This is a genomic window from Pseudomonas sp. RIT-562 (genome assembly GCF_026241895.1).
GTDB lineage: Bacteria > Pseudomonadota > Gammaproteobacteria > Pseudomonadales > Pseudomonadaceae > Aquipseudomonas > Aquipseudomonas mandelii_F.
This window is the reverse complement of sequence record NZ_JAPJIV010000001.1, coordinates 464,890-489,476: the sequence shown is the minus strand read 5'-3', so window position 1 is coordinate 489,476 and position 24,587 is coordinate 464,890. Positions and strand designations below refer to the sequence as shown.

Genomic DNA, 24,587 nt, shown 5'->3' with positions numbered 1-24,587 from the left:
GTATTCGAAAGAAAGGAAAGCTGTGCACCTGAAAGGCAGGCACAAGTCAGCCAATGTAGCGGCTGACCGGTCGATTGCCTAGTGGCGCGTGCTGGCCGGTATCAGTCGGAGGCGTTGATCAGCAGTGATTTGCTGACCTGGGCCGGGGCGAAATGGCAGGTAAACGTACTGCCATGGCCGGGTACGCTGCTGATTTCCATCCGTGCGCGGTGGCGCAACAGCACATGTTTGACGATGGCGAGCCCGAGGCCGGTGCCGCCGGTATTGGAGTTACGGCTGGAGTCGACCCGGTAGAAGCGCTCGGTCAGGCGCGGCAGGTGCTTGCTGTCGATGCCGATGCCGGAGTCCTGCACGCTCAGGTGCGCGCCTTGCTCGTCGCCCCACCAGCGAATACGAATATTGCCTTCGGCCGGGGTGTATTTCACTGCGTTGAACACCAAATTGGAAAACGCACTGCGCAATTCCGCTTCACTGCCCTTGAGCAGAATCCGCGGGTCGGCTTCAAGCGTGATCTGTTGGTTTTTCTGGCCGGACAGCTGCTGTGCGTCACTTTTGATCGATTGCAGCAAGCCGTCGATAGCCACTGGTGCATTGTCCGACGGGTAATCGGTGGCCTCCAGTTTGGCCAGCAACAGCAGGTCATTGAGCAAGGTCTGCATGCGCCCACCTTGCTGTTGCATCTGCTGCAAGGCTCGGGACCAGCGCGGGTTCACTTCTTCGACGTTATCCAGCAGCGTCTCCAGGTAACCGCAGATCACCGTCAGCGGAGTGCGCAGCTCGTGGGAAACGTTGGCGATGAAGTCTTTGCGCATCTGCTCCAGCTGATGAATGCGGGTGACATCGCGCACCAGCATCAAGTGCTCGTTATTACCGTACCGGGTGATGTACAGCTGGATGCGTACCCGATCATTGGTTGGCGAGGGGATTTCCAGCGGCTCGGCGTAGCTGTCCTGCTCGAAATACTCTTTGAAGCGCGGATGGCGCACCAGGTTCGTCACCGGCTGGCCACTGTCCTGCGGGGTCTTGAGGCCCAGAAGGGTTTCGGCGGCGCGGTTCCACCACTCCAGGTTGCCGTCGGTGTCGAGCATGATCACCGCGTCCTTGAGTGCCGCGGTGGATTCCTGGACGCGGTCGATCACCGCTTGCAGGCGCCCGCGCACACGTTGGTCGCGGCGTTGCAGGTGATAGATGCTGTCGAACACTTCGCCCCACAGGCCGTAGCCATCGGGCGGAGCTTCATCGGGTTTATGCAGGCGCAGCCACTCGTGCAGGCGCAGCAGTTGCTTGAGGGTCCAGGCCAGGTACAGGCCCAGGCCTGCGGCGAGGCTCCAGCCGTAATAGCCGGTAATCAGGCCGATCACCAGGCAGGCGGTAACCAGCAGCAGCATGTGGCGAATCAGGGTGCCATGCCAGTTTTGGTTCACTTGAGCGCGCGTCCTTGTCAGCTTGTCGGGCGGGAAAGGTCCGGATCAGGCCTTGGTGGAAAACCGGTAACCAGTACCGCGCACGGTTTGTACCAGATTTTCGTAGGCATCGCCGAGGGCTTTGCGCAGGCGACGGATGTGCACGTCGACAGTGCGTTCTTCGACATAGACGTTGCCGCCCCAGACCTGATCCAGCAACTGGCCGCGGGTGTAGGCGCGCTCCTGGTGAGTCATGAAGAACTGCAGCAGGCGGTATTCGGTGGGGCCCATCTCGGCGGGTTTGCCGTCGATGGTCACGCGGTGGCTGATCGGGTCCAGCAGCAGGCCACCGACTTCAATTGGCGTCTCGCCATCGGTCGGGCCGGCCCGGCGCAGCACGGCCTTGAGGCGCGCCACCAGCTCACGAGGCGAAAAAGGCTTGGTGATGTAGTCATCGGCGCCGACTTCAAGACCCTGGATCTTGTTGTCCTCTTCGCCTTTGGCGGTCAGCATGATGATCGGGATATCCCCGGTCAGCTCGTCGCGCTTGAGGCGGCGCGCCAATTCAATACCCGATGTGCCTGGAAGCATCCAGTCGAGCAGGATCAGGTCCGGCTTGCGGTCGACGATGATGGCATGGGCTTGCTGGGAGTTCTCAGCCTCCAGGCAGTCATAGCCGGCCATTTCCAACGCAACGGCGATCATTTCGCGAATGGGCGCTTCGTCGTCGACGATCAGAATGCTCCTGCCAACCATGCCTAAATCCTCTTGTCATTTAACTGTCTTGCGCCGCATTAGATAACGGAATTATTGCAGTCGTGTGACAGTATTTTAGTCGCCCGGCGATTGTGGTGATCCTGAACTAAGCTCTAAGTCCGAATCCTGACAACCACAAAAGGAAGGTTTCCATGAAGTACACCGCGCAATCCTGGAAGGCTCTACTGGTTACGGCTGCGTTATCGCTGCCGACAATGGCCTTCGCTGCAGATCCGGGCATGGTTAAAGACGGCATGTTGACTGATCACAAAGGCATGACGTTGTACACCTTCGATAACGACACGGGCGGCAAATCTGCCTGTACCGGCAAGTGCGCTGAAAACTGGCCGCCGCTGAAGGCCACCGCGGATGACAAGGCTGAAGGCAAGTGGACCATCATCCAGCGTGACGATGGCACGATGCAGTGGGCGTTCGACGGCAAGCCGCTGTACTACTTCGTGCAGGACAAGAAGCCAGGAGACATGACTGGCGATAAGAAAATGGACAAGTGGCACGTCCTTCAAGGCCCGAAAATGTGAGCATTCTTCTGTAGGAGCGAGCCTGCTCGCGAAAAACGTGAACGCTGACGCAGGTCTGTCTGGTCTAACGCGTCGGTCTCAGGTTCATCGCGAGCAGGCTCGCTCCTACAGGGGGCGTGTGCGAGCTTCAGCGCAGCGAGTAATCCAGAACGATCCCGATAAAAATCGCCAACCCGGCCCAATGGTTGTGCAGGAACGCTTTGAAGCAACGCATGCGGTCCTTGCTCCGGGTGTACCAGAACTCCCAGGCAAAACAGCCCGCTGCCGCCAGCAGGCCCAGATGGAACCAGCCCCCCAGGTCGAACTTCGAACCAGCCAGCAGCAGGCAGCCCAGCGCCAGGCTTTGCAGCGTCAGGATGATCACCCGGTCCGCCTCGCCAAACAGAATGGCGGTGGATTTCACCCCGATCTTCAAATCGTCGTCGCGATCAGTCATTGCGTAATAAGTGTCGTAACCCACTGTCCACAGGAGATTGGCGATCCATAGCAACCAGGCCGCTGCCGGTAATTCGCCGGTTTCAGCGGTGAACGCCATTGGCATCCCCCAGGAAAATGCCGCGCCCAGCACCACTTGCGGGTAGTAGGTGTAGCGCTTCATGAACGGGTAAGTGAAGGCCAGCGCCAGCCCTCCGAACGATAGCCAGATCGTCGGTGCATTGGTGCACAGCACCAGTAGAAAACTCAAACCCATCAACAGCGCGAAGAACACCAGCGCCTCTTTCGAGCTGATCCGGCCGGCGGCCAATGGACGTTGTGCGGTACGTTTGACGTGGCCGTCGACTTTGCGATCCGCCCAGTCGTTGATCACGCAACCACCGGCCCGCGTCAAAACCACCCCGAGGACAAAAATCGCGATGTTGGCCAACGACGGCGAACCCTTGCCGGCAATCCACAGCGCCCACAGCGTCGGCCACAGCAATAGGTAGATGCCGATCGGCTTGTCCATGCGGGTTAGCTGAATGAAGTCCCAAGCCCTTGGATTCAGGCGGTTCAAAGACTTCAGCAGGCTCTGATACATCAGCAATTCTCCGGATTGGCGCGGGCAGCAGTCCACAGGGTCGGCAGGAAAATCTCGGCCACCAGCACACTCAGTGCCCCACGGTCGAAGCGCGAGCGTCGGCCCCACAGCTGCGGTGCCCGGCAGTCGACAGGTAGCCATTGCTCAGGATAGCGGCATACCTCAATGGCGCGGCGTTGGAACGCGCGGTCGCAAAACAGCAGCTCACCCAGGGAGCGGCTGCCCAGCTCGTCCATGTGCAGCCCATCGCCCTGCAGTGCACTGCGGGACGCCACACTGCGGGCAAACACCCAAGCCTCGCCATGCCCGCGCAGATACACCTCGCGCACCCAGCCTTCGCTGTCCTGGGGGAGATCGAGCGCGGCGCACTCATCGGCGCGCAAAACTTGCCAGCCTTCAAACAGCGGGGTAACGCTGAAGCCGTCATCCGACAGGCGGGTCAGGCGACGGGTCAACGAGCCTTCGTCGAACAGCCAGTCGAGGGTAGATGCATCGGGGAGGGGAGTGAGCTGGCTTTGTGGGAGCCAGAACGGGGCCGTGCGGGGGATAATAGAGTGCGGCACAGTGAGTCATTATTGGCAGCAAATGAGGCGGCGAGCTTACCATGTCGGTCGGCGATTTTGATTGATCGGGCAGGGCGCTGCGTCGAACAGGCTTGCATCTGCCGGGCTCGATCAGTACAAAACGCCCTGAGCCGGACGGCAACGCTGCAACCATCGACCGTTCGTGCCGGCAAAAGCCTGAATCCTGAGGAAATACCTGAATGAAAAAGTGGCAATGTGTGGTCTGCGGCCTGATTTATAACGAAGCCGACGGCTGGCCGGACGACGGCATTGCGCCGGGCACCCTGTGGCAGGACGTGCCGGAAGACTGGCTGTGCCCGGACTGCGGCGTGGGCAAGATGGATTTCGAAATGATCGAAATCAACTAAGACATTAGAGGAGTAGAGAATGAGCGCACCTGTCGTGATCGTAGGCACCGGGCTGGCTGGCTATAACCTGGCCCGGGAGTTTCGCAAACTCGATGGCGAAACTCCGCTGCTGCTGATCACCGCAGATGACGGACGTTCTTACTCCAAGCCGATGCTCTCCACCGGTTTTGGCAAAAACAAGGACGCCGATGGCCTGAGCATGTCCGAGCCGGGAGCCATGGCCGAGCAGTTGAAGGCAGAAGTGCGCACCCATACGCGCATCAGCGGCATCGACCCAGGCCACAAGCGCCTGTGGATTGGCGAAGAGTCGGTGGTCTATCGCGACTTGGTGCTGGCCTGGGGCGCCGAAACCGTGCGCGTACCTGTCGAAGGCGACGCGGCGGACTGCGTGTTTCCGATCAACGACCTCGAGGACTACGCGCGTTTTCGCGCGGCAGCCGTGGGCAAGCGCCGGGTATTGCTGCTGGGCGCCGGGCTGATTGGCTGCGAGTTTGCCAACGATTTGATCGCTGGTGGCTATGAAGTACAGCTGGTCGCCCCGTGTGAGCAAGTCATGCCCACCCTCCTGCACCCTGCGGCCGCCGCTGCAGTCCAGGCCGGCTTGGAGAGCATTGGCGCACGTTTCCACCTGGGTCCCGTACTCAACCGCCTGCAACGTGTGACGGATGGGTTGGAAGCACACTTGTCCGATGGCCAGGTGATTGCCTGCGACCTGGTAGTGTCTGCGATCGGCTTGCGCCCGCGCATCGACCTGGCCGCCGCTGCTGGCGTGCAGGTCAATCGCGGTGTAGTGGTCAACCGCCACCTGCAAACTTCCCACGCCAACATCTACGCACTGGGCGACTGCGCCGAGGTCGATGGGCTGAATTTACTTTACGTCATGCCCCTCATGAGCTGTGCGAGAGCGCTGGCGCAGACCCTGGCCGGCAACCCGACTACGGTGAACTACGGCGCGATGCCGATCACCGTGAAAACACCTGTCTGCCCTTTGGTTGTTTCCCCTCCACCGCGCGGAACCGAAGGCGTCTGGACTGTGGAAGGGCAGGGCGCGGACATCAAGGCGCTGTGCCGTGATGGCAGCGGCAAACTGCTCGGTTACGCCCTCACAGGCGCCGCAGTTATGGAGAAACTGGCACTGAACAAAGAGCTTCCCGCGCTGCTGGCGTAAATACTGGTCGTTCTGTCGGAATCACCCCGCTTTTGCCCTCACAAACGTCGCGCCGAGACTGGCGCGGCTCCCCGCTGCGTGCCATTCTCACTTCCGTCTGCCGCAGAGTAGAGCACCTGCGGCGCTTTTGGCGCTGTTCCAACGAGAACAGCACGGACATAACAACAAAAAACCGTCAAAGGGGCTTCACTAATGCGTAAACCAGACCTCGCCGCAGCAATCGCTGAAAAAGCAGATCTCACCAAAGAGCAGGCCAACCGCGTCCTCAACGCCGTTCTCGAAGAAATCACCGGCGCCCTGCACCGCAAGGACAGCGTCACGCTGGTAGGCTTCGGCACCTTCCTGCAACGCCACCGCGGCGCCCGCACCGGCAAAAACCCGCAGACCGGTGAGCCAGTCAAAATCAAGGCCAGTAATACTGTCGCGTTCAAGCCGGGCAAGTCGTTGAAGGACAGTGTTAATCCGTAATCCGCGTCCTGATCCCGCATGGCGGGGGAGCGGAAAAAAGAATGGGCACGCCAACCTGGTTGGGTGCCCATTCGCGTTCTTCCTGTCGCGCATGCGTTGTAGGAACGTCCTGCTTGAAATGTCTTTAGTGCGTCTTGCGCACGCGATTACCCGGAACCGAAAACCGCCGATTTGAATTAGCGGAATAGCGAGAACCCGTTACAGCCTCCAATTTCCCGCCTTCACGCACAAAATCACTTACCTCTTTCACCCGGCGACTGCGCAACCAGGTAATCCACCGGATCAACTCGGTGTGCCCCTGCTGTTCTAGCATCTGTGTAAAACGTACTCGCCAACGCTTGCAGGCAACTCCGCAAAGCCCTGTACGGCGTTGCAAATCGACCAGGCTTTCACCATTGATTAATCCTTGAGCAAAACCCAGCCAGTGTTCCGGATAACCCAATCGGGATAGCACGGTGCCACGCAGTAAGCTCAACGTGCTTGAACAGCCAGAGCAGCGGAAATCAGGGCGCCGCTCGTCGACACGCTTCATATCCGTTGAGCCACACCTTGAGCAAACAGCCTGTTGAGTCGTGAGTAGATGCTCTAACCCGCTAAGAAACGCCTGGGCCTGCGCCGCGATATGCGGCGGCGGTTCCAGATCGGTTCGATCTTGTCGTGCAGACCACCAGCGGTACAACGCTGGAAACTCTTTGGCCATTACCGCACGGCAGGGCTTAATCCAGCGCCATGTTGTGCTGGGGGAAATTCCCAGCGCTGTGGCGATACTTGGCATAGGCCAGCCCGCCAAGAGGTACTTTCCGTAGACGGGCCAGAGGTGCATAAGCCCGTACCGCGCAAATGGAGTTTTCGACAGACAGTTAAAGCCTTTATTGCAAGCTGCACAGCGGTAAAAAGGGAGGCGCAGGTTTGGCATGGTGTCCACTCTGAAGTATGGATGGCCACACTGCGGGCACTCGACCGGTGATTTGTTGGGTAGCTCGTGCAGATAACGGATAAACGCATCCGCTTGACTGCGCAGGTCGATGGGCAGGCATCTGTGGTAGTCAGGTGGGGTTGTCAAATCGGCAGCGTTGGCCGGAGCGAACATGCGGTTATCCTTTTATTTGTTTAGCTCGTCCTTAAGCTCGGGAGAAAACATCGCGACGCTTGAGCCACGCTCAGTTGGAAGTGGTCGACAAAGCGCCTTGCACGCTAACAAGGCATCTGAAGGATGAATGTAGGAGGGGTCTTAAAGGCCTGTGTGAAATTTCCGAGATACTGAAAGTCCCACTTTGGACTATGTATCAAATGCAAAATGCGCACCTGGTGATAGCGCTTTCTTATTGGTGCACAAGACATGGCGCGGCAATTGCGCGCTGATATGGCGGGTGGCGTTCAGGAATGGGATTCAGGACATGTCGATTCCACCCGGGACCTGCTGATCTGGTTCCGTGGGTTGACAAGAAATGCGATGGCAAGAAAAAACCTGCCAAAGCCCGTAGATGAAAAATCTCGTCCCATTTCAAAATGGAATAAATGCTAGCGCTTAGTCTTGAATTGATAAAACAACTGTCATTTATGACAGTTACGGGTTGGAACGTATCGTGATCCACTGAGTTCGACTATTTCGATCAACGAGGGAGCACGAATATGAATCAGGTATCAGAAGTAAAAGCGCCGGGTAATCTCGATCCTACATTTGGTTCGGCTGGCGTGGTAGAGCTATCGGGAGGGGTAAAACTTTGTACTAGTCAGCCGAACAAAAAGTTGCTTATAGCTTCTAAAGTGGCTGCCTACGATCCGATCAACTTCACACGATTGAATGAAGCTGGAGTGCTTGATGAGTCATTCGGAGAAAACGGTGTAGTTAAACTGCCTGTCGGTCAAAGTCCGTTTTTTCCTTCGCAAATGAAAATGCTGAAAAATGGTCGGTTTTTAACACTTGGTCCCCATGTTGGTGCGAGTCCCGATAATTTGTATGTTGTTCGGCTCCTTGAGGACGGTCAGCTTGATAGTACGTTCGGAGAGGGAGGGAAAGTTACACTTAAAGCCTCTGGAGTTACCGGTGCTGGGAAAAACGCTACATTTTTAAGTGGTCGTGATGAAGGTTTGGCTGAGAATGTTGTTTTTTTTGGTGGTGCTTGGCTAGCTATTTCTGAGGAAAACGAAAAAATTTATGTGAGTTGCAGCATTCTTTCAGATGCGGGCAGTACTGCAGTGATTTTTTGCCTAGATGAAGCTGGTTTGCTAGACCCAAGCTTCAATGGTGGTTATGTAGCGATCGAGCAGCCAAATGGTAATCACATACGCAGTGGGTGTTTGGCAGCCCATCGTGATGGCGTATTGTTCGGTGGTTCATTCCTAGCCAATGGCAGTGGCGACACCTATGGAACTGCCTTTGTTATTCGCTATGACCAAGGTGGAAGGGTCGATACTTCGTTCGGTGATAGCGGAACAGTGATTGTTCCCAGTGAGGGGGGGCGAAAGTCCTTGCTGACCTCTCTGGCCGTAAGGGAAGTCGATGGAATGATAGTGGCATCTGGAGAGTCATTTAAGGATGGCTTTTTTGAAGGAGTGTTGACTGCGCTGAACGCTAACGGTGGCTTCAACCTGATATTCAATAACGGTAAACCCTTGTATGGCGCTTTCCTGCGGAATCTGCGCTTCAATGAGTCTGCCTTGCAGCAGCAAAGTATCATCGTCACAGGCCTAAGTGAGGATTTTTACCTAATGATTGCGCGGTTCAACTTCGATGGTTCTCTGGATGAGAGGTTTGGAGGCAAGGGCTGGGTCGTGTTCCGCGATTTAGCAACATCGAAATACTTTAACAGCTCGCTAACGGCGGATAACAAAATCGTCGTTATTGGAAGTGTCGCTACCAACTTTGCGGTGCGTTATCTAGGTTAACCTACAGGTAGCAAGCTTTGGGTGTGAGGCAGATCAGACACACCGATCTGTCTTCATCTCGCGCAGCAACACTTTGGTCTAAAGGACTTTGCTGGCGACGTCTTCGGCCTCGGCCCGGTCAGGCCCAGGCGTTCGAGCAGGTCAATAGTTGGCCGTTGCGTATTGTGGATTCGCGAGGATTGGGTGTTGGTTTGATCATTAGCGGTTCTCGAGATTAGCTGCTGGCACCCTTCGCTTGCTTCGAATGAGGTGGCAGCTGTGTATAGGTGGCAAGACCGAACTCGGGCACCGGCAGATACTAGGATCCCCCATGCATAGCCGTCATAGCGTATCGCGAGCATAAAAGACACTCGCTGAATAGCCTTAAAGATTGAGCCTGAGTCGGACTGGCGCTTCCGTGTCACCGGTTTTTAGGTGACCGCCAGAGGTTATCGGTGGGTGCAATAGGCGGGTAATTCATAGGCGCCGCTGCATATTGCAAGTAGTTTCCGATAGAGTTGCGGGGGATTAGATCAAAAGATCGCAGCCTTCGGCAGCTCCTACAGGGATGTCTGACTTGGTAGTCATTGGCGTCAAAAACATGGGCATCTTCCGCTAACGCTACGTGATGGTGGCGTTCTTATACGGGGCCGCTACACTGCGCCGGCCGTTCATATTTCTATTGAGGCTGTGCGCATGAAATTTCGTTTTCTTCTGTGGATGCTGGGTTTGTTGATGGCCAAGGCCAGTAGGAATAATCCCGCGTTCCAACAACAGTTGGGTGACAAGGATCTGGTCTTTCAGCTACAGACCCTGGACGGCAAAGTGGCGCGGCACTTCCGGGTGAAGGATCAGCGCATTACCAGTAAGTCCGGCGTGTACCCCGAACCGGCGTTTGCGATTGCGTTCAAAGACGCCGCCTATGGCTTCGCCACGATGCAGGCGAAGAACAAGCAGCTGGCGTTCATGACGGGAATTCAGGACAAGTCGATCCAGATCAAGGGCAACCCGGCGCTGGTGATTTGGTTCCAGGGGCTGACCAAGTACTTGAAGCCGCGCAAAGCCAATACCAAAGCTAAGGCCTGAGACACAGCCAGGGAAAGCTGAGGCAAGCCCAGACCGAGTCGTGGCCATCACGGGCAAGCCTTGCGCCCACAGGTTTGTGGATCACCCTTGTGGGTGTTTCCACAGGATTGAGATCAACCCCAGTGGGTGCAAAGCCTGCTCACGATCGCTTTCAAGGCTGGCCGAATTGCGAAGCCAACTCGCGCAGCAACACTTCCGCATCCAGCACTTTGCTGGTGACTTCGTTGGCCTTGTCGCGACTCAAGCCCAGGCGTTCCAGCAGGGCGTCGGGGATATCTTCGACCGGGCCCGAGCCGATGCCGCGGGTGCGTAGCAGGCGCACTGCCAGGCAGACCAGGTTCGGGTATTCGGCGTAGGCGCCGTCGTAGCTTGGGTCGTGCTGGAAGCGCAAGGCGGTGGCCAGTTCGTCGGGCATGTCCCAGTAGCGCATCAGCCATGCGCCAATTTGCTCGCGGCTGATGCCCAGCAAATGTTGCTCGATGTAGCTGTGGCACAGGTGCGGGTTGACCTCCAGGTGACGGCAGATCAGCGAGAAGTGCGGCGGGAACACGTGGGCCAGCAGCAGGTAGCCGAAGTTGTGCAGCAAGCCGGCGAGGTAGGTCAGGCCTGCTTCCGGGCGCTGTGCGCGGGGCATGGCGCGGGTCAGGCCTTCAATGACGGCGGCTGTGTAGATCGACTGGTGCCAGTAAGGCGTGGTGTGCTGTGGATGATCCTTGGGCAGGTTCATGGTTTTGCCCAGGGCCAGGCCCAGCGCCAGATTGATCACCAGGTCGAAACCCAGCACTCGCACTATCGCGTCTTCCACTGAGCGGATCTTGCCCGGCGAGGCGTAATAAGGCGAAGCGGCCCAGCTGACAACTTGCGCGGCCAGGGCCGGGTCGGTCTCTACGACGCTGGTGATGTCATCGATGGTGGCGTTGGGGTCGACCCGCAGCTTGATGATTTTCTGCGCGGTCGAGGCCAGCGGCGGTATCTCGATGGTCGCTTCCAGTCGCTGCTGGATGCGTCGAGCGGTGAAGGCCTGCACGGCCAGAGTGATTTCCTCGCGGTCATCGTCCGGGCGGTCAAGGTTCGGGCGGATGCTGCTCAGCGCTTCACCGAAGCGGGCGGCACTGGCCTTGCTCAGCAGGGTCTTGAAATCGTCGCAGGCGATTTCCAGCAGCACGCCTGGCTCACCGGAATTGATCAACAGCTTGGGTTCGCGCAGCAGGCTGTCTTCATAGAGGCACGGCGCGGAGGTCAGCGCAGGCAGGCCCGGCAGCAGGCTCAGGTGGTTTTTGCCAAGCAGGCGCTCCAGGCGCTCAGGCGATACGGCGGTGAGGCGCCGGCCGGTCAGCTCGGCGAGGCGATTGAGATCCAGCAGCTGACTTTGCGGGAACAGCACCATAAGCGAGCCGACGGCGTCGTCCAGCAGCACGGCCTGCACTTTGCGTGCGGCATTGAGGCCGTGGTGGTCGAGGACTTCTTCAAAAGCAACGTCCAACTTGCCCAGCAGCAGCCGAACTGCAGACGGAGCATGCGGGGTTTCGGGGGCGAGGGCAGCGTCGGTCATGGTTTGGATCCGTTCTCAAACAGTTGCAAGAGTATAACCATCATGTTTAACACGGTGGTCCGGAAACTGCGACGGTGCTCACACTTGGCCGTATTGCTGCCCATGTCGTAGCCATCGGTCGAGCAACGGGCTGACGTGATCCGGCCAACGCTCAAGCAATGCCTGCGCCGCGTCGCGTACGGCGGGGAGCAAGTCGGCGTCGCGCATCAGATCGGCGACCTTGAATTGCAGCAGGCCGGTCTGGCGGGTGCCGAGCATTTCACCGGGGCCACGCAGCTCCAGGTCTTTTTCGGCGATGACAAAACCGTCGTTGGTTTCGCGCATGATGCCCAGGCGCTGGCGGCCGATCTGCGACAACGGCGGGTGATAGAGCAGCACGCAGTGGCTGGCGGCGCTGCCTCGGCCGACTCGACCGCGCAGCTGATGCAGTTGCGCGAGACCCAGGCGTTCGGGGTTTTCGATGATCATCAGGCTGGCGTTTGGTACGTCGACGCCCACTTCAATCACCGTGGTCGCCACCAGCAACTGCAGGTTGCCAGCCTTGAATTCGGCCATGACTGCGGCTTTTTCCACAGGCTTCATGCGGCCGTGTATCAGCCCGACCTTGAGCTCGCCCAGGGCGGCGGTGAGGTCTTCGTAGGTGGTTTCGGCGGCCTGGCAGGTCAGCTCTTCGGATTCTTCAATCAAGGTGCAGACCCAATAGGCCTGGCGACCTTCTGCACACGCGCCGCGCACTCGCTCGATGACTTCAACGCGCCGGGTGTCAGTGATCAACACGGTGTTTACCGGAGTTCGCCCGGGCGGCAGTTCGTCGAGGATCGAAGTGTCGAGGTCGGCGTAAGCGCTCATGGCCAGCGTCCGCGGGATGGGGGTGGCAGTCATGATCAGCTGGTGCGGACACATGCGCCCACCGACGCCTTTTTGCCGCAGCGCCAGGCGTTGTTGCACGCCGAATCGATGCTGTTCGTCGATGATCACCAGTGCCAGGTTCTTGAACTGCACTTCATCCTGGAACAGCGCGTGCGTGCCCACCACCATCGGTGTGCCGCTGCCGATCTGTTCCAGCGCGGCGACGCGGTTCTTGCCCTTGAGCTTGCCGGCCAGCCACGCGACCTCGATGCCGAGCGGTTCGAGCCAGCGCTTGAAGGTGATGAAGTGTTGCTCGGCAAGGATCTCGGTGGGCGCCATCAGCGCGACCTGATAGCCGGCTTCCAGTGCCTGCAAGGCGGCCAGCGCGGCGACTACGGTTTTACCTGCGCCCACGTCACCCTGGATCAGGCGCAGCATGGGCTCATGTTGGCTGAGGTCGTAGGCGATTTCATTACCGACCCGCTGCTGGGCACCGGTGGGTGCGAAGCCGAGATTGGCCAGGTATTTGGCCGGCAGTTTCGTCGCCTTGGGCATCGCCGGTGCGCGCAGCGAGCGCATGCTTTCGCGCAGGCGCTGCTGGGACAGTTGATGGGTCAGCAGTTCTTCGAAGGCCAGTCGGTGCTGAGCCCAATGATGACCGAGGGCCAGTTCGTCGACATCGGCATCGGCGGGGGGGTGATGCAGGTAGCGGATCGCGTCGGCCAGCGGGGCGAGCTGATAGTCCCGGGCCAGTTCGGTCGGCAGCCAGTCGGGCAGGCTGCTGGGCCCGAGCAGTGTCAAGGTCTGCATGCACAGCTGGCGTAAACGCTGCTGGGTCAGGCCTTCGGTGAGCGGGTAGACCGGGGTCAGGGTTTCATCGACCGGCGGCGGTTCGTCACCGGTGATGGCGCGATATTCCGGGTGGTAGATCTCCAGTCCCGAGGCACCGGGCCGCGCTTCGCCATAGCAGCGGATCCGCGTGCCACGCTTGAGGCCTTCTTTCTGGGCGTTGCTGAAATGGTAGAAGCGCAGGCTAAGGCCGCCGGTACCGTCCTGCAGGCGCACGACCAGACTGCGGCGGCGGCCCATCACCACATCGGCGCCGCTGACGGTGCCTTCGATCACGGCGTCCTGGCCCGGTCGCAAGTGGCCGATCGGGACCACACGAGTGCGGTCCTGATAGCGCAGGGGCAGGTGAAATAGCACGTCCTGGAGATTCTCCAGGCCGACCTTGGCCAGTTTCTCGGCCATGGCTTCGCCTACACCCTTGAGTGCCGTCACTGACACTTGCGACAACTCGGTCATGGCAGCGCTCAGCCGGCAACGACCGGCGCTGGCGGCTTGGCTACCGAGCACAGGCGAATCGAATCGGCGAGGATTTCAATCGCTTTCGGGCGCGGAAAGCTGGCGCGCCAGGCGATAGCCACGGTGCGGAAAGGCACCGGAGGCGTCAGTGGCCGCACTTCCAGCACCCCGGGAGCGTAGTGATGGCTGTCCACGGCCGAGAGCGGCAGGATCGAAATGCCCAGGCCGGAGGCGACCATATGGCGGATGGTTTCCAGGGAGCTGGACTCCACGGTGGTGTGCTTGGCGCCGTCCTTGCCGTTGGCCAGGGTCGGGCAGGCTTCCAGCACCTGATCGCGGAAGCAGTGACCTTCGCCAAGCAACAGCAGGCTCTTGTCGTTGAGCAAGGCAGCGTCGATGGATTCTTTTTGCGTCCACGAATGCTGCGCCGGCATCAGGACGTAGAACGGCTCGTCGTAGAGTTGCAGGGTCAGCACATCGGCTTCGTTGAACGGCAGGGCGATGATGATCGCGTCCAGCTCGCCGTTGCGCAGCTTGTCCCGCAGGATATGGGTGAAGTTTTCTTCGATATACAACGGCATCTGCGGGGCGACCCGGTGCAGTTGTGGAATCAGGTGCGGGAACAGGTACGGGCCGACGGTGTAGATGGCGCCGACCTTCAACGGGGCAGTCAGCTGGTTCTTGCCGGCCTGGGCCAGCTCACGGATGCCTTGGGCCTGTTCCAGGACTTTCTGGGCCTGGGCAACGATGCCTTCGCCAACCGGCGTCAGGCGCACGGCGCTTTTGCTGCGCTCGAAAATCAGCACACCGAGTTCGTCTTCAAGCTTTTTCACGCCCACCGACAGGGTCGGTTGACTGACGTGGCAACGCTCGGCGGCATGGCCGAAGTGCTGCTCTTGGGCGAGGGTGACGATGTAGCGTAATTCTGTGAGGGTCATAGCGGGCGTCCATGAAGTTGCGCGCCAAGCATACCGGCTGCAATCGATAGACGCACGTTATCAGACTGAGTGTGTTGAGTGACACAGGGTAAAGCAGGTTTGCCGCTAGTGGATATGCAAAAGGCACCTTTTCGGTGCCTTTCGTGGATGTCCTTGCTGGTCGAAGCCCCTGTGGGAGCGGGCTTGCTCGCGAAAGCGGTGGTTCAGTCAACATAGATGTTGAATGTGCTGGCCTCTTCCCGAGCAAGCCCGCTCCCACATGGGGATCTGCGGCGGTTTAGCGCCGGCGTTTGTCCAGGGAATAAACAAAAGGTGCAACGATTTCAATCGGGCCGTTAGTCAGCATGTCGGCAGGCGGTTTCGGCAGTGGTTGGGCGCGGCGAATCATTTCCATGGTTGCTCGGTCCAGATCGGCATTACCCGAAGCACCTACCAACTCAAATGACAGCACGTTGCCTTCACCATCTACCACGAACCGCAGACGGTTCATGCCTTCCTTACCCCGCGCCTGAGCACTGGCCGGGTACTTTTTGTACTTGGCCAGGTGAGAGAGCAAGGTGTTTTGCCAGCTGGCCTTGGCTGCTTGCTGCGCTGGCGACGGGCCCGGTGCCGGTTGGGCGGATTTCTCCGTGGGTGCCCGGGTCGGTTCAGCCTCGCTCGGTTTCTCCTCGGAAGGTTTTTCCTTCGGCGGTTCCGGCTTTTTCTCTACAGGCTTGGGCGGCTGCGGCTTGGGCTTGGGTTTCACCGGCTTGGGCACGACAATCTCGGCCTTAGGGACTTCAGCCAGTTTCGGGATCGGCAGTTCTTCCACCGGTGCCGGTGGTTGAGGCGGCGTTATCACCTTCGGCGGTGCCGGTGGTGGCGGGGCCGGTACTGGCGCCAGCTCGACCATCATTGCCTGTGGCGGCAATTCGATCGGGGGGCGCGAGCTCCAGTTCAGTGCCAGCGCGATAGCCAGCGCATGCACGCCCAGCACCACGGCCAGGCTCCCGCTGTAACGCGTCAGCTTATGGCGCGTCGTGATCATTTTTTGGCTGCCGTCTCGAGTCCGACCAGACCAACCTTCAGGTAACCGGCGGCGCGCAGGGCGTCCATCACGCTCATCAGGTCGCCGTAGTCCACGCCCTTGTCGGCCTGGAAGAAGATTGTCGTGTCTTTCTTGCCCTGAGTCCTGGCGTCCAGAGTGGCGCCGAGCGATTCGGCCTTCACTTCGTCTTCGCCGAGGAACAGCCGTTGATCAGCCTTTACGCTGAGGAACACCGGTTTCTCTGGCCGCGGCGCCGGTTTGGCGCTGGAGGCAGGCAGGTCGACCTTGATGTCCACGGTGGCCAAGGGAGCGGCCACCATGAAGATGATCAGCAACACCAGCATCACGTCGATAAACGGCGTGACGTTGATTTCGTGGTTCTCGGCCAGATCGTCGTCTGCGCCTTCTTTCAAATGCAAGCCCATGGCTGATTACCCTACTTTGACCACGTGGGGTTGCGCGGAGCGCTCGGTGGTCGGCAGGTGATCGAGGTCGCGGCTGACCAGCAGCAGGACTTCAGCCGAGGCATCGGAGACTTGTGCCTTGTAACCGGCGATGGAGCGGGCGAAGACGTTGTAGATAACTACGGCCGGAATCGCTGCCACCAGGCCCAACGCAGTTGCCAGCAGGGCTTCGGCGATACCGGGGGCCACTACTGCAAGGTTGGTGGTCTGGGTTTTGGCGATACCGATGAAGCTGTTCATGATGCCCCACACGGTACCGAACAGGCCGACGAATGGCGCGGTGGAGCCGATGGTGGCGAGCACACCGGTGCCGCTGCTCATGTTGCGACCGCAAGCCGCGACCAGGCGCTCAAGACGGAAGGCTACACGTTCCTTGATGCCTTCTTTTTCACGGCTGTTGACCGAGAGGCGCATCTCTTCCAGGGCGTCATGCACCAGCACATTGGCCAGGGTGCCTGGCTTGGTCGCCGTGGCGCTGGCTTCCTTGAGGGTGGTGGCCTTTTTCAGGTGGACGATTTCGCTGCGCAGACGACGCTTGGCGCCCATCAGCTCAAAACCCTTGGCGATCCAGATGGTCCAGGTGATGATCGAAGCGATCGCCAGGCCTATCATCACGATTTTCACGATGATGTCGGCGTTCTGGTACATGCCCCATGGCGACAGGTCGTGGGCCATGCCCAGGGTGTTGTCGGCCTCGAGCACTTCCGGAGCGTCTGCGGCGGTGGCGTCTACTGCCTGGGCCGGGTCGCTGACGACGGGTGTGGCGGCTGGGGCTGGTGCGGCTGCAGGGGCCTCGGCGGCCGTTGGGGTCGCAGGCGCTTGGGCGTCGGCGAAAGCGGCAGTCGGTGTCAGCATTACGCTGAGCAGCAGGGCGGCCATTGCGCTCCAGGCGCGAGGTCGTTTGGTTGGCGAAGCGGGGGATTGATTGCGTGTCATGCTGGCCGGACCTGAGAGAAAAAGACGGTAAGTGTTCTTCCAGGCCTCGCGAGGCCGAGAACAAAAGTGGCGGGCATTATTGCAAGTAATTCTTGTTAACAGAAGTAATAGAGTATCTTTTTTTCCTGCATTACTAGCCGCTCGTCCTTTGCCGGCGCTAGTCTGTGCCTTTGCGAGAGGAGTTTTCTGATGTCCGCGCCTTCTGTTTTGATTGCCGGTTGCGGCGATGTCGGTAGCCGTCTGGCCAAGCAATTGCTGGCTCGCGGCTGGGAAGTTCATGGTCTGCGCCGGGATATTTCGCGCTTGCCCGAGGGTGTGATCGGCGTGGCCGGCGACTTGTTCAATGAAGACTGCCCGGCCACCTGGCCGATCGGGGCGGTGGATTACCTGGTGTACTGCGCTGCGGCCACCGATCACGATGAGGCGGGGTACCGCGCCGCTTATGTGCAGGGTTTGCAGAACGTGCTGAGTTGGCTGGACGACTACGGGCAGGTGCCGGATCGGCTGCTGTTCGTTTCCAGCAGCAGTGTTTATGGCCAGCAAGAGGGCGAGTGGGTCGACGAGACTTCACCAACCGTGGCGGCTGGTTATTCCGGGCGCTTGATGCTGGAAGCCGAGCAAATCGCCCTCAATAGCGGCATCCCGGCGAGCATCGTACGTCTGACCGGCATCTACGGTCCGGGCCGCGAGTTTCTGCTGACCCAGGTTCGTCGCGGCTATCGCGTGGCGATCGACCCGCCGTTGTATGGCAACCGCATCCACGCCGACGACGCGGCCGGGTTGATGGCGTATCTACTGGCGGCGGATCAGCGTGGGGTTGCGTTGGATAACGTCTATATAGGCGTCGACGATGCGCCTGCGCCACTGGCGGACGTGGTCGGGTGGCTGCGTGAGTATCTGGGCGTGACCGAGTGGGCCGAGCACGAGAGCGTGCGCCGCACGGGCAGTAAGCGTTGCAGCAATGCTCGGGCAAAGAGCTTGGGCTGGACACCACGTTACCCGAGTTACCGCGAAGGTTATGCCGCGATACTTGCGCAGAGCTGTTGAGCTGATCGAGCCTTTAAACAACAGGCGCCTGCGTGCGCCTTTGTTTTTGGGTCATTGTTTTTCCAGCAGCCACTGGCGTGGGCCGAGTGCAAGGTGGGGGATTTCGTCTGGCCGGGATTGATTTATTGCCTGAAAAATCTCCAGTTGCTTGCCTTTGCGAACGAAAATCCATGAGCCGCCCAGTTCGCCCATGCCCAGATACAAGGTGTCGTTGCCTGCTCCCTGGCTGGCGCAATCACCGTCCAGACATAACTCGTATCGATCGGTTCTAGGTAACCCCGAAACCTGGCCATCTGCCGTAAACACGACGATATGGCCTGTTCCGTCACCGCCGATAATCTTCCACTGCCCGCCCATATATGCGGCGTTCAGGGCATTCCTGAAGGTGTCACCCCACCTTGTATTCGTTTCTGCGGTCTTGCTGGAGCGGCTGAACACCTGCTGGGGTACATACTTCTTGCCCAGTTGGGTCAGTCGCTTGCCATCCAGGCGCAGCTCGTCAGTGTCGTAGCCGTTGTAGTCGACGGTCCAGGCATTGGGTGACTTTTGCAGCAGTTGGCCTTCACCCATCTCAAAACCGCTACTTACTTGCGCCTTGCCGGTGTGGGTGTTGATGTCCCATTCCAGATTCCGGCCATGGGTGTTTAAGGACTCATGTAAAGATTGGCCTTGGGCCGCTGCATCGATGGCTGCCTGATTGATCCAGATACCGCTGATATCCGTTTCTGCGGGCATAGAGGTGCAGCCGCCGAGCAGCAATAGGCCAAGAATAAGCAGTGGGCGCATGATCAATCCTTGAGCGGGGGGGCAAAGAATTCGACGGTGCAGCCTAAAGAAAAAGGAGCCCGCAGGCTCCTGGATTCTGTATCACTGTTTTTCCAGCAACCACTTGCGTTCACCCGGTGTGAACTGCGGCATTTCGTCAGCCTGGGCGGTGTTGGTGGCCTGGAATATCTCCAGTTCCTTGCCCTTGCGAGCAAAGATCCAGGTGTTGCCCTGGCCATTCTGTTGCAGCCACATATTGTCGTTGCCGCCGCTCATCGACGCGCAATCACCCGCCAGGCACAGGGCGTAGCGATCGGCGCCGGGCAGGCCGGCAACCTGGCCGTCTGCCTGGAACTGCACGGTGTTGCCTTCACCGGGACCGCTGACGACCTGCCAGCTGCCACCCATGTAGGCGGTATACAGCGCGCGCTCGAAACTGGCGCCCAATGGCGCGCCTTCCGGCACTGGGATCACTGCGCGATCAAAGACCTGCTCGGGTTCATTGTCGCTGGCCGCTTGGCTCAACTGTTTGCCATCGCGCTTGAGCTCGCTGGCGGAGCTGCCATAAAAATCGACTTTCCAGGCGCCGGACTCTTCACCGAGCAGCTTGCCGTCGACATTTTCGAAACCGTTGGTGTAACGAGCCTGTGCGGCCTTGGTGTTGACGTCCCATTCCAGATTCGGGCCATAAGCCTGGAGCGCTTCACGCAGTGGGCTGCCTTTGGCGGCTGCATCGATTGCCACCTGGTTGATCCAGGTGCCGCTGATGTCACGATCGGCAGGGTTGCTGGCACATCCGCCCAGGAACAGGGCGACCAGCGAGAGGGCTAGCGCATGGCGCATGGTGGAATCCTTTCAGAACGCTATCTTTACAACATCAGCGGCGCAGCCCGTAGAGGCTGCGCCAGATGCATTACTCGATGACCAGAATGGCATCCATTTCAACCTGCGAACCCTTTGGCAGGGCGGCCACGCCAATGGCGGCGCGGGCAGGGTAAGGCTGCTCGAAGTACTTGCCCATGATCTCGTTGACCTTGGCGAAGTGGCTCAGGTCGGTGAGGAAGATGTTCAGCTTGACGATGTCCTTGAACGAACCGCCCGCCGCTTCAGCGACAGACTTCAGGTTCTCGAAGACCTGGACGGTCTGGGCTTCGAAGCCTTCAACCAGTTCCATGGTTTTTGGGTCCAGTGGAATCTGACCCGACATGTAAACGGTGTTGCCAGCCTTGATCGCCTGGGAATAAGTACCGATAGCGGCCGGGGCCTTGTCGCTGGTGATAACAGTCTTGGTCATGAATGACTCCTTGTAATGGTGGGCTTAGGCACGCATGCGGGTGATGCGAATCACCCCGGTCAGTGCGCGCAGTTTCTTGATCACGCGGGCCAGGTGCACTCGGTCGTGCACGCTGACCACCAGTTGGACCACGCTGATGCGACCATCGCGTTCATCCATGCTGATTTTCTCGATATTGCCGTCGGCCGCGTTGACGCTGCTGGCCAGCAACGCGATCAGGCCGCGTTGATGTTCCAGCTCGACGCGCAGCTCGACGTTGAATTCCCCGGTGACATCCTTGGCCCACGAAAGCTGGATGCATTTTTCCGGGTTGTGGCGGATTTCGCTGATATTGCGGCAGTTATCCAGGTGCACGACCATGCCCTTGCCAGCAGACAGATGGCCGACAATCGGGTCGCCCGGGATCGGCGTGCAGCATTTGGCATAGCTGAGCACCAGGCCCTCGGTGCCGCGAATCGCCAGCGGGCCCTCGGCACTTGGCAGCTGTTCGCCTTCGCCCAGCAGCCGCCGCGCGACCACATAAGCCATGCGATTGCCCAGGCCGATATCTTCAAGCAGGTCTTCGATCAGCTCCAGGCGATACTCGGTAAGCATGGCTTTGACGCGCTCTGCCGGAACCTTGTCCAGGGCGCTGTCGAAGCCGTTGAGTACCTTGTTCAGCAGGCGCTCACCGAGGCTGATGGATTCGGAGCGGCGCTGCAGTTTGAGTGCATGACGGATATGGGTTCGCGCCTTGCCGGTGACCACAAAGTTGAGCCACGCAGGATTCGGACGCGCGCCCGGGGCGCTGACGATCTCGACCGTGGAACCGCTTTGCAGCGGTTCGGACAGCGGTGCGAGGCGACGATTGATCCGGCAGGCGATGCAGCTGTTACCGACGTCAGTGTGTACCGCGTAAGCGAAGTCGACCGCCGTGGAGCCTTTGGGCAGCTCCATGATCCGGCCCTTGGGCGTAAAGACATAGACCTCGTCCGGAAACAGGTCGATCTTCACGCTTTCGATGAATTCCAGCGAGTTGCCGGCGCGCTGCTGCATCTCCAGCACACCCTTGACCCACTGGCGCGCGCGAGCGTGAGTGCCTTTTGGCTGCTCGTCGCCGCTGGATTTGTACAGCCAATGGGCAGCGATGCCGTTATTGGCCATCTCTTCCATTTCACGGGTGCGAATCTGGATCTCGATCGGCACACCATGCATACCAAACAGCGTGGTGTGCAGCGATTGATAGCCGTTGGCCTTGGGGATCGCGATGTAATCCTTGAAGCGCCCGGGCAAAGGTTTGTACAAATTATGCACAGCGCCTAGCACGCGGTAGCAGGTATCAACCTTGTCGACGATGATCCGGAACGCGTAGACGTCCATGATTTCGTTGAAGGCCCGACGCTTGCCGCGCATTTTCTTGTAGATGCCGTAAAGGTGTTTCTGGCGCCCGCTGACTTCACCCTGAATCTCGTCGATCGCCAGGCAATGGCTCAGCGACTCTTCGATCTTGTTGACGATTTCCTTGCGGTTGCCCCGGGCGCGCTTGACCGCCTGGTAGATCCGCGCGGAACGCATCGGGTGCATGGCCTTGAAGCCGAGGTCTTCGAATTCTATGCGAATGGCGTGCATGCCCAGCCGATTGGCAATGGGTGCATAGATTTCCAGGGTTTCCTTGGCGATGCGCCGGCGTTTTTCACCGGACAGCACTTCCAGCGTGCGCATGTTGTGCAGTCGGTCAGCCAGCTTGACCAGGATCACGCGGATGTCCCGAGCCATGGCCATGGCCATTTTCTGGAAGTTTTCCGCCTGGGCTTCTGCCTTGGTCTCGAAATTCATCTGGGTCAGTTTGCTGACCCCGTCGACCAGTTCGGCCACGGTTTCGCCGAACTGCGCTTGCAGCGCTTCCTTGGCAATACCGGTGTCTTCGATCACGTCATGCAGCATCGCAGCCATCAGGCTCTGATGGTCCATGTGCATGTCGGCAAGAATATTTGCCACCGCAAGGGGATGCGTGACATACGCCTCGCCGCTGCGGCGGCGCTGGCCGTCGTGGGCTTGTTCGGCGTAGAAGTACGCTCGGCGGACCAGGTTTACCTGGTCCTTGCCGAGGTAGGTCGATAAGCGATCGGCGAGGGCGTCTATGCTCGGCATGATGACTCCTGCCGTTCGCTGTGACCCCGCGCCGTGCTACGTCGACCAGGCATAGGCTTAGACGGCCTCGTTGGACTCGTCCTCGAACGCTGCGAACAGCGGTTCGTCTTCGACGATTTCAGCGTTGGCGATGAACTCGTAGCTCATCAGGCCTTCTGCGATTTCGCGCAGGGCTACAACGGTAGGCTTGTCGTTTTCCCACTGGACCAGTGGCTCTTTGCCGCCGGTGGCCAGTTGACGGGCACGCTTGGTGGACAGCATGACCAGCTCAAAGCGGTTTTCCACGTGGTTCAGGCAGTCTTCAACGGTTACGCGGGCCATGGTATTCCTCGGAGCGAATGCAATATGCGCGCTGCCCGGTTGGGCGAGCGGACTCAACAGTTTAAAAAATCACCAGCGTTTAGGGAAGCGCTGATTTTTTAACCAAGCCCTCCAACGCGCTGCAAGTGCCAATGTAAAGCCCTGGCAGCGGTTTTGGGAAGAGCTGTTTAGCCGAGCAATTCGGCCAAAAGTTTTCCGTTGCGCTGCTGCTGACGCTTCTGATGCAGCTGATTGGCACGGAAAATTGCTTTCAGATCGTCCAGCGCGTGGGCGAAATTGTCGTTGATGATCAGGTAGTCGTAATCAACGTAGTGGCTCATCTCGCTGACGGCTTCACGCATCCGGCCATCAATGATCTCGTCGCTGTCCTGGCCGCGATTGGTCAGGCGCTGGTGCAAGGCCTGCAGAGACGGCGGCAGGATGAAGATCGAGCGCGCCTGGGGCATCAGCTTGCGCACCTGCTCGGCGCCTTGCCAGTCAATCTCCAGAATCAGGTCATGACCCGCGTCCAGGGTTTGCTGCAGATGGCTCTGCGAGGTGCCGTAGAGGTTGCCGAACACTTCGGCGCGCTCCAGAAAGTCTCCATGTTCACCCATCTTCACGAATGCTTCCCGCGAGACGAAGTGATAGTTCACGCCGTCCACTTCACCAGGGCGCATGGCGCGGGTGGTGTGGGAGACGGAGACGCGGATGTCCTGGTCGGCGTCGGTGAGCGCCTTGACCAGGCTGCTCTTGCCCGCACCCGAAGGGGCGGAAATGATGTACAGGGTGCCGGTGCTATGGGTCATGTCAGGGGTAGCCTTACTCAATATTCTGCACTTGTTCGCGCATCTGCTCGATCAACACCTTGAGGTTGACCGCAGCTTGCGTGCTGCGCGGGTCGAAGGCCTTGGAGCCTAGTGTGTTGGCCTCGCGGTTGAGCTCCTGCATCAGGAAGTCCAGGCGCCGACCGGCTGCGCCACCGGATTTGAGCACCCGGCGAACTTCGATGATGTGGGTGCTCAGGCGATCCAGTTCTTCGGCGACGTCGCTCTTCTGGGCGAGCATGACCATTTCCTGCTCCAGGCGCTGCGGGTCCATCTCGGCTTTCATGTCGGCAAAGCGATCGAGGACTTTCTGGCGCTGGGTGGCGAGCATCTGCGGGACCAGCTCGCGCAAGGTCACCACGTCGCCTTCAATCGCGCTGAGGCGGTCGTTGATCAATCGCGCCAGCTCCGCACCTTCGCGCTCACGCCCGGCCTTGAGTTCTTTGAGGCCTTCGTTGAACAGCGCCAGCGCTTCGGCATTCAGTGCTTGCGGGTCGGTCGCGTCGCCCACCAGCACGCCAGGCCAGGCCAGGACTTCCAGCGGGTTCAGCGCCGCCGGATTCTTGATCAGGCCGGCGATGGTCTCGGCGGCTGCAACCAGTTGAGCCGCGCGGTCGCGATCCACTTGCAAGGGCTTGTCGGTATTTTCTTCGGTGAAGCGCAGGGTGCACTCCAGTTTGCCCCGGGACAGACCCTGGCGCAGTGCTTCGCGAACCGCGCCTTCGAGGTCGCGGAACGACTCCGGCAGGCGCAGGTGAGGTTCCAGGTAGCGGCTGTTGACCGAGCGCAGCTCCCAGCTCAGGGTGCCCTGGGTGCCGGCTTTTTCGACGCGGGCGAAAGCGGTCATGCTGTGCACCATGGAGTACCTCGCAATGCAGATCCCAGCGTTACCCAAGACCCGCTATCTATGAATTTA

At 59.4% G+C, this 24,587-nt stretch carries 25 protein-coding genes; 7 read left to right on the top strand and 18 right to left on the bottom strand.

The genetic code is table 11. The features are described 5' to 3' along the window. Nucleotides 1–101: 101 nt before the first annotated feature. Nucleotides 102–1,388, bottom strand: coding sequence for a phosphate regulon sensor histidine kinase PhoR (gene phoR, locus ORL50_RS02270; protein WP_266009695.1), 1,287 nt, complete (start codon nucleotides 1,386–1,388; stop codon nucleotides 102–104). A gap of 81 nt (nucleotides 1,389–1,469) precedes the next feature. Next, nucleotides 1,470–2,159 (bottom strand): phosphate regulon transcriptional regulator PhoB, encoded by a 690-nt coding sequence (gene phoB / locus ORL50_RS02265; protein WP_008150066.1) that lies wholly within the window; start codon nucleotides 2,157–2,159, stop codon nucleotides 1,470–1,472. Nucleotides 2,160–2,311: 152 nt separating this feature from the next. Between phoB and ORL50_RS02260 the strand changes: the two genes are divergently transcribed. Next, nucleotides 2,312–2,698, top strand: coding sequence for a COG4315 family predicted lipoprotein (locus tag ORL50_RS02260; protein ID WP_266009596.1), 387 nt, complete (start codon nucleotides 2,312–2,314; stop codon nucleotides 2,696–2,698). Nucleotides 2,699–2,825: 127 nt separating this feature from the next. Here ORL50_RS02260 and ubiA read toward each other — a convergent pair whose 3' ends face one another. Both ubiA and ORL50_RS02250 read right to left on the bottom strand, forming a co-directional pair. Further along, the gene (gene ubiA, locus ORL50_RS02255; RefSeq protein WP_266009595.1) at nucleotides 2,826–3,716 is read right to left on the bottom strand and encodes a 4-hydroxybenzoate octaprenyltransferase; all 891 of its coding nucleotides are present in this window, start codon (nucleotides 3,714–3,716) and stop codon (nucleotides 2,826–2,828) included. Beyond that, nucleotides 3,716–4,279: a chorismate--pyruvate lyase family protein gene (locus tag ORL50_RS02250; protein WP_266009594.1), complete on the bottom strand. Its 564-nt coding sequence runs from the start codon at nucleotides 4,277–4,279 to the stop codon at nucleotides 3,716–3,718. The genes ubiA and ORL50_RS02250 overlap by 1 nt, the downstream gene beginning before the upstream one ends. 200 nt (nucleotides 4,280–4,479) lie before the next feature. Between ORL50_RS02250 and ORL50_RS02245 the strand changes: the two genes are divergently transcribed. The 3 genes from ORL50_RS02245 to ORL50_RS02235 all read left to right on the top strand — a co-directional run bounded on the left by ORL50_RS02245 (nucleotide 4,480) and on the right by ORL50_RS02235 (nucleotide 6,283). Next, complete coding sequence (locus ORL50_RS02245; protein ID WP_007954349.1) at nucleotides 4,480–4,647, top strand: rubredoxin; 168 nt, start codon at nucleotides 4,480–4,482, stop codon at nucleotides 4,645–4,647. A 19-nt stretch (nucleotides 4,648–4,666) separates the two neighbouring features. Further along, nucleotides 4,667–5,815: an NAD(P)/FAD-dependent oxidoreductase gene (locus ORL50_RS02240; protein WP_266009593.1), complete on the top strand. Its 1,149-nt coding sequence runs from the start codon at nucleotides 4,667–4,669 to the stop codon at nucleotides 5,813–5,815. Nucleotides 5,816–6,007: 192 nt separating this feature from the next. Next, a complete protein-coding gene (locus ORL50_RS02235; protein ID WP_003195589.1) occupies nucleotides 6,008–6,283 on the top strand; it encodes an HU family DNA-binding protein in 276 nt (91 codons plus the stop codon). A gap of 124 nt (nucleotides 6,284–6,407) precedes the next feature. Here ORL50_RS02235 and ORL50_RS02230 read toward each other — a convergent pair whose 3' ends face one another. After that, nucleotides 6,408–7,373 carry a helix-turn-helix domain-containing protein gene (locus ORL50_RS02230; RefSeq protein WP_266009591.1) on the bottom strand — a complete coding sequence of 322 codons (966 nt, stop codon included), beginning with the start codon at nucleotides 7,371–7,373 and terminating at the stop codon, nucleotides 6,408–6,410. A 542-nt stretch (nucleotides 7,374–7,915) separates the two neighbouring features. Between ORL50_RS02230 and ORL50_RS02225 the strand changes: the two genes are divergently transcribed. Both ORL50_RS02225 and ORL50_RS02220 read left to right on the top strand, forming a co-directional pair. Next, complete coding sequence (locus ORL50_RS02225; protein ID WP_266009590.1) at nucleotides 7,916–9,172, top strand: NHL repeat-containing protein; 1,257 nt, start codon at nucleotides 7,916–7,918, stop codon at nucleotides 9,170–9,172. A gap of 675 nt (nucleotides 9,173–9,847) precedes the next feature. Further along, nucleotides 9,848–10,237, top strand: a complete 390-nt coding sequence (locus tag ORL50_RS02220; RefSeq protein ID WP_266009589.1) for a helicase — start codon at nucleotides 9,848–9,850, stop codon at nucleotides 10,235–10,237. A 151-nt stretch (nucleotides 10,238–10,388) separates the two neighbouring features. Here the strand turns inward: ORL50_RS02220 and ORL50_RS02215 are convergent, their stop codons facing one another. From ORL50_RS02215 to exbB, 6 genes are all read right to left on the bottom strand, one after another. Beyond that, nucleotides 10,389–11,789, bottom strand: coding sequence for an aminoacyl-tRNA deacylase and HDOD domain-containing protein (locus ORL50_RS02215; RefSeq protein ID WP_266009588.1), 1,401 nt, complete (start codon nucleotides 11,787–11,789; stop codon nucleotides 10,389–10,391). A gap of 78 nt (nucleotides 11,790–11,867) precedes the next feature. After that, nucleotides 11,868–13,943: an ATP-dependent DNA helicase RecG gene (recG, locus tag ORL50_RS02210; RefSeq protein ID WP_266009587.1), complete on the bottom strand. Its 2,076-nt coding sequence runs from the start codon at nucleotides 13,941–13,943 to the stop codon at nucleotides 11,868–11,870. Between the two features lie 8 nt (nucleotides 13,944–13,951). Further along, entirely contained in the window at nucleotides 13,952–14,881 is a 930-nt protein-coding gene (locus tag ORL50_RS02205; protein ID WP_266009586.1) for a hydrogen peroxide-inducible genes activator, read from the bottom strand. A 277-nt stretch (nucleotides 14,882–15,158) separates the two neighbouring features. Continuing rightward, nucleotides 15,159–15,908, bottom strand: a complete 750-nt coding sequence (locus ORL50_RS02200) for an energy transducer TonB family protein (RefSeq protein WP_266009585.1) — start codon at nucleotides 15,906–15,908, stop codon at nucleotides 15,159–15,161. Continuing rightward, nucleotides 15,905–16,333, bottom strand: coding sequence for a TonB system transport protein ExbD (gene exbD, locus ORL50_RS02195; protein ID WP_266009584.1), 429 nt, complete (start codon nucleotides 16,331–16,333; stop codon nucleotides 15,905–15,907). The genes ORL50_RS02200 and exbD overlap by 4 nt, the downstream gene beginning before the upstream one ends. Nucleotides 16,334–16,339: 6 nt before the next feature. Next, nucleotides 16,340–17,308 carry a tonB-system energizer ExbB gene (gene exbB, locus ORL50_RS02190; protein ID WP_266009583.1) on the bottom strand — a complete coding sequence of 323 codons (969 nt, stop codon included), beginning with the start codon at nucleotides 17,306–17,308 and terminating at the stop codon, nucleotides 16,340–16,342. A 189-nt stretch (nucleotides 17,309–17,497) separates the two neighbouring features. On the opposite strand from exbB, the gene ORL50_RS02185 reads away from it, so the two are divergent. After that, complete coding sequence (locus ORL50_RS02185; protein WP_266009582.1) at nucleotides 17,498–18,355, top strand: SDR family oxidoreductase; 858 nt, start codon at nucleotides 17,498–17,500, stop codon at nucleotides 18,353–18,355. 51 nt (nucleotides 18,356–18,406) lie between these two features. On the opposite strand, the gene ORL50_RS02180 is transcribed toward ORL50_RS02185, so the two are convergent. From ORL50_RS02180 to ORL50_RS02150, 7 genes are all read right to left on the bottom strand, one after another. Then, nucleotides 18,407–19,141, bottom strand: a complete 735-nt coding sequence (locus ORL50_RS02180; RefSeq protein ID WP_266009581.1) for a hypothetical protein — start codon at nucleotides 19,139–19,141, stop codon at nucleotides 18,407–18,409. Nucleotides 19,142–19,222: 81 nt separating this feature from the next. Then, entirely contained in the window at nucleotides 19,223–19,963 is a 741-nt protein-coding gene (locus tag ORL50_RS02175) for a putative periplasmic lipoprotein (RefSeq protein ID WP_266009580.1), read from the bottom strand. Between the two features lie 70 nt (nucleotides 19,964–20,033). Beyond that, entirely contained in the window at nucleotides 20,034–20,414 is a 381-nt protein-coding gene (locus tag ORL50_RS02170; RefSeq protein ID WP_025130815.1) for a RidA family protein, read from the bottom strand. Between the two features lie 24 nt (nucleotides 20,415–20,438). Beyond that, nucleotides 20,439–22,544 (bottom strand): bifunctional GTP diphosphokinase/guanosine-3',5'-bis pyrophosphate 3'-pyrophosphohydrolase, encoded by a 2,106-nt coding sequence (gene spoT / locus ORL50_RS02165; protein WP_157710628.1) that lies wholly within the window; start codon nucleotides 22,542–22,544, stop codon nucleotides 20,439–20,441. 57 nt (nucleotides 22,545–22,601) lie between these two features. Further along, nucleotides 22,602–22,865, bottom strand: coding sequence for a DNA-directed RNA polymerase subunit omega (rpoZ, locus tag ORL50_RS02160; protein ID WP_007894670.1), 264 nt, complete (start codon nucleotides 22,863–22,865; stop codon nucleotides 22,602–22,604). A gap of 167 nt (nucleotides 22,866–23,032) precedes the next feature. Beyond that, nucleotides 23,033–23,653: a guanylate kinase gene (gmk, locus tag ORL50_RS02155; RefSeq protein ID WP_266009579.1), complete on the bottom strand. Its 621-nt coding sequence runs from the start codon at nucleotides 23,651–23,653 to the stop codon at nucleotides 23,033–23,035. 13 nt (nucleotides 23,654–23,666) lie between these two features. Beyond that, nucleotides 23,667–24,530 carry a YicC/YloC family endoribonuclease gene (locus ORL50_RS02150; RefSeq protein WP_266009578.1) on the bottom strand — a complete coding sequence of 288 codons (864 nt, stop codon included), beginning with the start codon at nucleotides 24,528–24,530 and terminating at the stop codon, nucleotides 23,667–23,669. Nucleotides 24,531–24,587 lie beyond the last annotated feature (57 nt).

Bases quoted from the DNA above. Each gene is read 5' to 3' on its own strand.
- ORL50_RS02205 (WP_266009586.1), bottom strand. From the start codon at position 14,881: ATGACCCTCACAGAATTACGCTACATCGTCACCCTCGCCCAAGAGCAG.
- phoR (WP_266009695.1), bottom strand. From the start codon at position 1,388: ATGCTGCTGCTGGTTACCGCCTGCCTGGTGATCGGCCTGATTACCGGC.
- gmk (WP_266009579.1), bottom strand. From the start codon at position 23,653: ATGACCCATAGCACCGGCACCCTGTACATCATTTCCGCCCCTTCGGGT.
- exbB (WP_266009583.1), bottom strand. From the start codon at position 17,308: ATGACACGCAATCAATCCCCCGCTTCGCCAACCAAACGACCTCGCGCC.
- ORL50_RS02225 (WP_266009590.1), top strand. From the start codon at position 7,916: ATGAATCAGGTATCAGAAGTAAAAGCGCCGGGTAATCTCGATCCTACA.
- ORL50_RS02245 (WP_007954349.1), top strand. From the start codon at position 4,480: ATGAAAAAGTGGCAATGTGTGGTCTGCGGCCTGATTTATAACGAAGCC.
- ORL50_RS02235 (WP_003195589.1), top strand. From the start codon at position 6,008: ATGCGTAAACCAGACCTCGCCGCAGCAATCGCTGAAAAAGCAGATCTC.
- recG (WP_266009587.1), bottom strand. From the start codon at position 13,943: ATGACCGAGTTGTCGCAAGTGTCAGTGACGGCACTCAAGGGTGTAGGC.
- ORL50_RS02180 (WP_266009581.1), bottom strand. From the start codon at position 19,141: ATGCGCCCACTGCTTATTCTTGGCCTATTGCTGCTCGGCGGCTGCACC.
- ORL50_RS02200 (WP_266009585.1), bottom strand. From the start codon at position 15,908: ATGATCACGACGCGCCATAAGCTGACGCGTTACAGCGGGAGCCTGGCC.
- ORL50_RS02215 (WP_266009588.1), bottom strand. From the start codon at position 11,789: ATGACCGACGCTGCCCTCGCCCCCGAAACCCCGCATGCTCCGTCTGCA.
- ubiA (WP_266009595.1), bottom strand. From the start codon at position 3,716: ATGTATCAGAGCCTGCTGAAGTCTTTGAACCGCCTGAATCCAAGGGCT.
- ORL50_RS02185 (WP_266009582.1), top strand. From the start codon at position 17,498: ATGTCCGCGCCTTCTGTTTTGATTGCCGGTTGCGGCGATGTCGGTAGC.
- ORL50_RS02220 (WP_266009589.1), top strand. From the start codon at position 9,848: ATGAAATTTCGTTTTCTTCTGTGGATGCTGGGTTTGTTGATGGCCAAG.
- ORL50_RS02260 (WP_266009596.1), top strand. From the start codon at position 2,312: ATGAAGTACACCGCGCAATCCTGGAAGGCTCTACTGGTTACGGCTGCG.
- ORL50_RS02150 (WP_266009578.1), bottom strand. From the start codon at position 24,530: ATGGTGCACAGCATGACCGCTTTCGCCCGCGTCGAAAAAGCCGGCACC.
- spoT (WP_157710628.1), bottom strand. From the start codon at position 22,544: ATGCCGAGCATAGACGCCCTCGCCGATCGCTTATCGACCTACCTCGGC.
- ORL50_RS02170 (WP_025130815.1), bottom strand. From the start codon at position 20,414: ATGACCAAGACTGTTATCACCAGCGACAAGGCCCCGGCCGCTATCGGT.
- rpoZ (WP_007894670.1), bottom strand. From the start codon at position 22,865: ATGGCCCGCGTAACCGTTGAAGACTGCCTGAACCACGTGGAAAACCGC.
- exbD (WP_266009584.1), bottom strand. From the start codon at position 16,333: ATGGGCTTGCATTTGAAAGAAGGCGCAGACGACGATCTGGCCGAGAAC.
- ORL50_RS02240 (WP_266009593.1), top strand. From the start codon at position 4,667: ATGAGCGCACCTGTCGTGATCGTAGGCACCGGGCTGGCTGGCTATAAC.
- ORL50_RS02230 (WP_266009591.1), bottom strand. From the start codon at position 7,373: ATGTTCGCTCCGGCCAACGCTGCCGATTTGACAACCCCACCTGACTAC.
- phoB (WP_008150066.1), bottom strand. From the start codon at position 2,159: ATGGTTGGCAGGAGCATTCTGATCGTCGACGACGAAGCGCCCATTCGC.
- ORL50_RS02175 (WP_266009580.1), bottom strand. From the start codon at position 19,963: ATGCGCCATGCGCTAGCCCTCTCGCTGGTCGCCCTGTTCCTGGGCGGA.